Origin of the sequence: Cellulomonas pakistanensis (assembly GCF_016862755.1) — a bacterium.
GTDB lineage: Bacteria > Actinomycetota > Actinomycetes > Actinomycetales > Cellulomonadaceae > Cellulomonas > Cellulomonas pakistanensis.
This window is the reverse complement of sequence record NZ_BONO01000026.1, coordinates 61,046-68,755: the sequence shown is the minus strand read 5'-3', so window position 1 is coordinate 68,755 and position 7,710 is coordinate 61,046. Positions and strand designations below refer to the sequence as shown.

The 7,710-nt window shown below is 72.8% G+C and carries 4 protein-coding genes; all 4 read right to left on the bottom strand.

Annotated elements, in window-relative coordinates:
* Positions 1-118: 118 nt before the first annotated feature.
* The 4 genes from Cpa01nite_RS15520 to Cpa01nite_RS15505 all read right to left on the bottom strand — a co-directional run bounded on the left by Cpa01nite_RS15520 (position 119) and on the right by Cpa01nite_RS15505 (position 7,440).
* Positions 119-2,809, bottom strand: coding sequence for a GDSL-type esterase/lipase family protein (locus Cpa01nite_RS15520; protein ID WP_203669652.1), 2,691 nt, complete (start codon positions 2,807-2,809; stop codon positions 119-121).
* A gap of 245 nt (positions 2,810-3,054) precedes the next feature.
* A complete protein-coding gene (locus Cpa01nite_RS15515; RefSeq protein ID WP_203669651.1) occupies positions 3,055-3,513 on the bottom strand; it encodes a hypothetical protein in 459 nt (152 codons plus the stop codon).
* A 312-nt stretch (positions 3,514-3,825) separates the two neighbouring features.
* Positions 3,826-4,362 carry a hypothetical protein gene (locus Cpa01nite_RS15510; RefSeq protein WP_203669650.1) on the bottom strand — a complete coding sequence of 179 codons (537 nt, stop codon included), beginning with the start codon at positions 4,360-4,362 and terminating at the stop codon, positions 3,826-3,828.
* Between the two features lie 345 nt (positions 4,363-4,707).
* On the bottom strand, positions 4,708-7,440 hold the full coding sequence (locus tag Cpa01nite_RS15505) for a beta-glucosidase family protein (RefSeq protein ID WP_203669649.1): 2,733 nt from the start codon (positions 7,438-7,440) through the stop codon (positions 4,708-4,710).
* Positions 7,441-7,710 lie beyond the last annotated feature (270 nt).

Genomic DNA, 7,710 nt, shown 5'->3' with positions numbered 1-7,710 from the left:
CCCAGCCGCAGCCACCGGCGCTGCCGGCGCGTGAACGGCGGGTGCGCGTACCGGGCCAGGAGCCAGGCGCGTAGCCGCACCCGCCGCCTCGGGCCTGGGTCCGAGGCGGCCACGCTGGTCAGGCACCTGTCTCGGGTGCGCTGCCCGACCGCCACCGGACCAGGACCCGGGTCGTCGCCCCGCCGACCAGCAGCAGCACCGCGGCGGCCGCGGCCCAGGCGATGGTGGCGCCCGTCGAGGACAGCGGCGCCCCGGGCGAGGCCGAGGCCGCGTCCGGGGCGGTCTCCGCGGTGCCGGCGGACGCGGCGCCGCCTGGGTCGGGGTCGACCCCGCCGGGCGACGGGCGCGTGCCGGTCTCCGGCGGAGCGAGCCTGCCCGCGTCCGCCACCTTCGCGCGGCACCCGGCGTCCACCGAGGTCGTCGCGAGGGCGGTCCCGACCGCCGGGCCTCCCCCTGCGCCGATCCCTCGCACGCTGACCGTGAGCAGTCCCTCCGCACCGACCGCCGGCGCGACGAAGGTCGACCGGAGCGTCCCGTCGTCATCGACGCGGTGCGTGGTAGACGTCCGCCCCAATTCCGTGCCGTCGGCGCCCATCGTGGCCGTCTCGGCGGTCACCTCGCTGCCGGGAGCAAGGCCGTGCGCCAGGAGCGGGACGATCTCGCTCTCCACGACGTCGTCGCACGCGGGGTGGCCGTCGATCGCCGCGCCGTTGCCGAGGAACACGTCCGCGAACGTGGTGGAGCCGACGGCATCCACGACGTCCGGCGGATACTCGGCGAGCACGGAGTCAGGATCTGTGACGATCGCGGCGTCCGACGGGTCCAGGGCCGCGGGGAGGACGGCTGCGGAGGTGGCGGGACGTGCCATGACCGCACGGGTCGGCGTGACGTCGTGGGCTGCCTGAGCCGCGTCGGCCGAACGCCCGGGCTGACCCGGGATGGCCTCGTCGACGAACGTGTGCCGGAGCGCGTCGTTCACCGCGGCTGCGTAGAGACGGGCGCCCCGCTCGGTCGGATGGAAGCTCGCTGCGCTGATGGGGCTGAACTCAAGGTCGTCGAGCCGGAGGACGGTCGGCCCCAGGAGGTGCGCGTCCCCGTCGCAGACGTTCCGGTCCTCGAAGTCGTCCCGGACGTCGACGACCTGCAGGCCTGCTCCGGGTCGCCGCGCTCGGTCCGTCACAATCGCGGCGAAGGTGTCCACCCGATCGCGGATCCACTGCCGTTCAGCGTGCGACAGCACCGGAGGCCAGCACAGCAGGTTCCCGAAGGCCTCGGGGCCGCCCGAGACGAGCCTCGGGTACGTGGTGGCGACGATCCTGGTGTCGTCGCTGACCCGGTCGCGCACCGCCTGGTAGGCGCCGGTCAGCTCGTTGCCGACGAGCGCAAGTCGGATGGTCATCCAGTCGTCCAAGGTCACCGGACCCGAGGGGATGTCGATGAACGCCTGGCTCTGGCAGGCGAACCTGGTGATGCAGTGCGTCACGACGGGAGCGAAACCGAGGTCGTTCCCACCGATGCTCAGCGTCACCAGGTCGGCGTCGGGGTTCAGCTGGTCGAGCTGCAACGGGATGTCGTACTCGTCCTTGAGCCAGAGGAAACCCACCTTCTTGTCCTGCGGCGTGGTGTCGAGGTTGACGATCCGGGCTCCCGAGCAGGCGACGAACCGGAACACGGCGTCGTCCCGCAACGACAGTGGTGCCGGATCGCCGCCGACGGAGACGAGCGTGGGCCAACCGGCTCGCGACCGGTGGCAGAGCTGGTCCTCCTGACTGCCGTACAGGTACGGCGAGACACCTTCGCCGGACGCGTACGAGTCACCGAGCGCGGTGTAGGAGATGTGGGTGGCGACCCGGAACGGCACGGCTGTCGTCAACGTACGGCCGTCGCTGAGGGTCGCGGTGACGACGGCCGTGTGGCTGCCGGTCGGCAGCCCCGGCACCGTCGCTGACCAGCCGCCGACCGGGTCGATGTCGGCCTGGGCAGTTCGACCGTCGACATCCACCATGACCGAGTCCAGCCACTGCGGCTGGGAGTCGACGACCGAGGCTGTGAGGTCCGAAGGGTCGACCACGCGGATGCAGCTGTCGCCGCCTGCCGCCGCGATCCTCCCGAGCGGGGCGTTCGCGGCGCACGGTGCGCTCCCCACGTCGTTGCCGACGGCGAAGGTCCGCACGTTGACGCCGGAGGCGTCGACCCGGTTGAGCGTGGCCTGGCTGACCGACGCCTGCCCATCCGACAGGAAGAAGATCCACCGAGGACCCGCGTGCTGCTCGAGGGTGCTGAGCGCGGTGGTCAGAGCGGCGTCGAAATTGGTCGACTCCCCGACGACCTTGCGCGCGTACTGGCCGAGGAGGCCTTGCCGCAACGAGCTGGCCACGACGTTGAGGTCCGGGATGACGTCCTTGCCCTCGCCGGTCTGCCCGGGTGGGATGAACCGGGCGGACTCGTCCTCCTTGTCCATCTGCGCCGCCGCCGCGGAGGTGCCGAAGGCTGTCAGACCGACCCGCAGGTGCGTGGCCGACCCCGGAACGCCCCGCAGCCCGGCGTTCAGGGCGACCACCGCCGAGATCTCGCAGTCGAGCACGTCCCCGTGCCGGCCGTCGCCGTTGAAGTCGTCGAGCGCGTCGCGGACGCCGTCCCCGTTGCAGTCCTGCAGCGGGGACGCGGTGGAACCGGACACGTCCACGACGTACTGGATGCGCGTCTCCTGCTCGTCCGGCGTGGTGGTCCTCCGATCCGATACCAACCCGCGGAACGCGACGTCCCCCCCTGAGACGCGGGCACCGCTCTCCGGGAAGGTGACGGTCATGCTCGGTGAGTCGCTCGGTGCGGCGACGGCAGGTGAGACGCCGCCGGCGGCAACCACGCAACCCAGGGCCGCTGCCGCGAGAATGGTCGGACGACGGGACACGCGTGCCTCCTGCGGCGTTGCGGGAGGGACCGCGGAAGCGATCCCGTCCGCGGCACGCTAGAAGTGCTCGGCGGGTGAGTGGTGTCGGTGCCGGCGCCGTGTAGGTGGTACCTCTTGTTCGTCCGCAGGTTCGCTGCGCCGGCTCAGCCGCGGTACTTGTGCAGCCTGCCACCGGCGTCGGGACCGAAGCCGTAGACGACCGCCGTCTGCGGGTCCTTGCCGGGCTCGACCCACATCGGGGTCACTTCGACCGAGCCGAAGGACCATCCGTTGCGCGTGATGTCGCACACGTACACCGCAGACAGAAAGTCCAGGACGTCCTCAGGAGGATGATCCGGCGCGATGCACTCCGGCTCGTCCACGCCCGCGGAGTCGGCCCCGGTGGCGAGGTCACGCAGCACGTCCTCGGCGGTCCGCCCGACGCGTGCCTGGCCCCACATGCCGTTCGTGTAGTGGCCGAGCCACCCGCCCTTGTCGGGGCCTGAGCGCCTCTGGACGTCGGTCGCGTCCTCGCCGAGCACGGCGGCGCGCAGCGTCAGGACCTGCGTGTCGGTCCGCTCGCGCTCGGCCCGGGCGACGACCTGCCACCCAGCGATGGACACGGTGAGGACGCCGCACACTGCGAGGCGACGCCCGCGCCTCGACGACGGCCACCACCGCCGCGTGCGGGGAGGCGGACTCCCTGGACGGTTCGGCATGACACCTCCCGGGGCGCTGCGGACGGGCGTCGTCGGCCCCGCCCGCACGACGTTAGGGACGTCACGCGTCCAGGTGGCGCGTCCGTGGGCGCTGCGTAGGTGGACGGCGACCCGCCCGCCGGGAGTCGCCCCCGTCGATCTCGAGAAGGACCTTGCCCGCTCCAAGGTGACGGAGACCAGGTGTGTCGGAGCCGTCGCGCGGAGGCACCCCTCACGTCAGGACAGGTACGTCACGCCGCGGTCGTCGATGGTGACGTCCGCGTCCCGGAAGTGGTGCAGGATCCGGCGGGTCAGCGAGTGTGGTCCGAGCGCGAACGTCACCTCCACCAGTCCGTCGTCGAGCTGCCGGATGACCACCCGTCCGAAGTGCTGCCTGCCGCGGCTCACCTCGCAGACGTACGCGGCGTCGAGCACCGTGTGGTCGACGGTGCGGAGGATGCCGTGGTTCTGTTCGGTCGGGATGAGGCAGGTCGGCGGTTTCACGGAGGCCGCGTCGGTGCCCGCGCGGAGGTCGGCGACCGAGTCCTCAGGGGAGCCTGCCAGCTCGCGGGTGGCCCACAGGCCGTGGAAGTACTGCGACGAGAGCCGCCCCGATCCCGGTTTCGCACGGGTGGCGGTTCCCACGTCGCCGCGCACCAGCGCGTTCCCGATCGTCTCGATCTGCGCGCGGGTGCGCGCGTCCTCGGCGTGCCGGTACTGGACGAACCCGCCGACCACCACCGTGCCGGCGACCGCGGCGGAGAGGGCGCGCACCCACCGTCGCCGGTACGCCCGGCCGCGCGTCCGGGCCGTGCGGACCGGACCGGTCCCGCGGGGCGGGCGCCACGGGACGATCGGGGGGTCGAGGCCTGCGGGCACGGGTCGGCTCCAGCGTCGTCGCACGGGACCGCGACCGCGGTCCTCGGCCCGACGCTAGGAGCCCGACCCAACCGGCGAGGCCGTGCGTCAGCCCTGGGTAGGTGTCACCCGTGGGCATGACGACGCCGAGGCGGTCCGTCCCACCCGAAGGAGCACTCCGGAGCGCGCCACCTCGGGCGGGACGAACCACCTCGGCGTCAGGCTGACCGGTCGGCGAGCGGCCCGGCCCGGCCCGCGACCTCAGCGCACGAGCGCGTCCGAGATCGCCATGCTGCCGCGGAGCCGGATGTCGTCCGACGCCGCGCCCACCAGGACCGGGATCCGGCCCGTCGGGGTGCGCCACTCGTCGAGGTCGACGTCCCAGTAGGACAGCGACTCCGGGCTGAGCGTCACGGTCACCCGCTGCCGCTCGCCGGGGGCGAGGGTGACCGTCTCGAAGCCGGCCAGGGACACCGGTGCGCTGCTGACCCGGCGGGTCGGCAGGTTCCCGACGTAGACCTGGACGGTCTCGGTGCCCGCGACGGTCCCCGTGTTCGTCACGTCGACCGTCGCCTGCAGCTGCGTGCCGCCGTCCTCGCCGGCGACGGCCGCGGTGCGCAGCCGGCTGTACTCGTACGTCGTGTACGACAGGCCGTGCCCGAACGCGTACTGCGGGGTGATGCCCCGCTCGGCGAACCCGCGGTAGCCGACGAAGATGCCCTCGCTGAACTGCTGGTCGAACCCGTCGCCGGGGTACTGCGACGGGTCGCTGACCGGGGTCGAGGCCTCGTCGACCGGGATGGTGATGGGCAGCCTCCCGGACGGGTTGACGTCGCCGAACAGGATGCCCGCGATCGCGGCGCCCTGCTCCTGACCGCCGAACCAGTTGTGCAGCACGGCGCCCACGCCCGCGTCCCAGTCGGACGTCTGCACCGCTCCGCCGACCTCGAGCACGACGATCGTGCGGAGGTTGGCGGCGGCGACCTGGCGGATCAGCTCCGCCTGCCCGTTCGGCAGGTCGAGGCTGGGCTTGTCGCCGCCCTCGGAGGAGTAGTCCCGGACCACGACCACGGCCGCCTGAGCGGACCGGGCCGCCTGCGCGGCCGCCTGGGCCTGCGGGGTGACGACGGGCTCCGGCGGGGTCCAGCCGAGCCGGAACGCGGCCCCGGCGTCCGTGCCACCCGGGGAGTCGTTGGTGTACTCCGCGCGCAGGGCGTAGGTCTGGCCGGCGACGAGGTCGACCGGCGCGGTGGTGACGACCGCGGGGTCCCCGGACGGGCCGGTGGTGAGCACGGGCTGGTCGTCCAGGTAGACGGTGCTCGTGCCGTTCGTCGTGACGGCGAGCTCGTACGTCCCGGTGACCGGGGCGGTGAGCGTGCCGGTCCACCGGATCGACGCGGTGTGCTCGTTGGTCTGCAGCGGGAAGTGCGGCGACTGCGAGTTCAGCCCCTCGAACAGGTAGAACCCGCCGTTGATGCCGACGTACGGCTCGGTGCGGTCGACCGCGGGGGTGCCGGACAGGTCGGACGAGTCGAAGTACTCGACGCGCACGCCGGCGCCGTCGCCGAGCGCCGAGGTGAGGAAGTCGGACGGGATCGCGTCCGGTCCCTGGAGCAGCGTGGCGGACGTGACCGGGTCGCCGCCCGCGGTGTGGGTGACCGTGACCCCGGCACCGACGCGGTCCTGGATCCCCTGCAGCGGGCTGATGGTCCGCGTCGGGTTCACCAGCGACGAGCCGCCGCCCTGGACGACGACGTCCGCGTCGGCGCCGATGACGGCGATCGACCCGACGTTCGCCCCGAGCGGCAGCGCGCCCGCGTCGTTCTTGAGCAGCACGCTGGCCCGCTCGGACAGCGCCCGCGCGGTCGCGGAGTTCGCCTCCTCGGGCAGCGGCTGCACGCTCGGCGGGTTGTCGAACAGGCCGAGCGCGACCATCGGCCGCAGGATGCGCAGGACGGCGTCGTCGATCCGGGAGACCGGGACCTGCCCGGCGCGCACGGCGTCGAGGAGCGGGCCGCAGAAGTTGCAGGTGCCCGGGCCCTGCTCGGGCGTGAAGTTGCCGGGCATCTCCTGGTCCAGACCGGCGAGGACCGCCGGGACGGTGTTCGGTGTGGCGCCGTAGTCGCTCATCACCCAGCCCTGGAAGTCGAGCTGCTGCTTGAGGATCCGGTTGAGCAGCTCGTCGTTCGAGCACGCGGGCGTGCCGTTGACGGCGTTGAACGAGCACATGGCCGAGCCCGGCCGACCGTCACGGACCCCGATGTCGAACGGACGGGTGTAGATCTCCTGCAGGGTGCGCTCGTCGATCACGACGTTCCCGCCGATCAGCCGGTTCTGCTCCTGCGTGTAGACGTTGTAGTGCTTCAGGTCGGCGATCACCGGGTTCGACTGGATGCCGCGGACCTCGGCCGCGCCCAGCACCCCGGACAGCAGCGGGTCCTCGCCGAACCCCTCGAACGCACGTCCGGCCTGGCCGATCCGTGCGATGTCGACGGCGGGGGACAGCAGCACGTTGTGCCCGGTCCGGAACGCCTCGTCCCCGGCCAGCCGGCCGTACTCCTCCGCGAGCTCCTCGTCCCAGGTCGCGGCGAGCGCGAGCGGCGACGGCAGCTGGGTGGAGAGCTTGTCGTTCACGTTCGGGTTCGCGATCCGGACGCCGGCCGGCCCGTCGGCCATGGTCAGCGCCGGGATGCCGAGCCGTTCGATGGGCCCGTTGTAGAAGCCGAAGAAGTTGTTGAGCTCCCCGTGCATCATGTTGACCTTCTCGTCGAGGGTCATCTGCCGGAGGATCGCTCGCGCCCGCGCCGTGTCGTCGGGTGACTCGTCCCACCAGAAGTCGGACGGGAACGACCGACCCTCCTGCAGGGCCTCGGTGACCGCGGTCTCCACCGCGGGGTCGTCGTCGGTGGCCGCGCTCGCGGCGCCGACGGGAAGGGTCAGGGCCAGTGCCGCGAGGACCGCGGGCGCGCCTGCGCGCCGGGTACGTGGGTGCATCGTCGAACCCCCTGGATCGCGGGTCGCCCGTGCGTCCTGCGGGCGGCCGTCGCCTCGTCGGGCCAGTAGGTCACCCGTTCGGGTGAGGGTCAACCCCCCGGCGGGACGCGGGTGCGCCGGCCCGGCGCCGGTCGCGGCAGCAGATCGGTGGACTGATCACCGGCGTCGCGGCGCACCCGGCACCGGGACGCGCCACCGGCGGTGCGCGGATATTCGCTCGACCCGTCCGGCACGCGGACGTACGGTCGTCAGCATGTGGATCTGACCCGC

Coding starts and splice junctions, on each gene's coding strand:
- Cpa01nite_RS15520 (WP_203669652.1), bottom strand. CDS start 2,809: ATGACCGTCACCTTCCCGGAGAGCGGTGCCCGCGTCTCAGGGGGGGAC.
- Cpa01nite_RS15505 (WP_203669649.1), bottom strand. CDS start 7,440: ATGCACCCACGTACCCGGCGCGCAGGCGCGCCCGCGGTCCTCGCGGCA.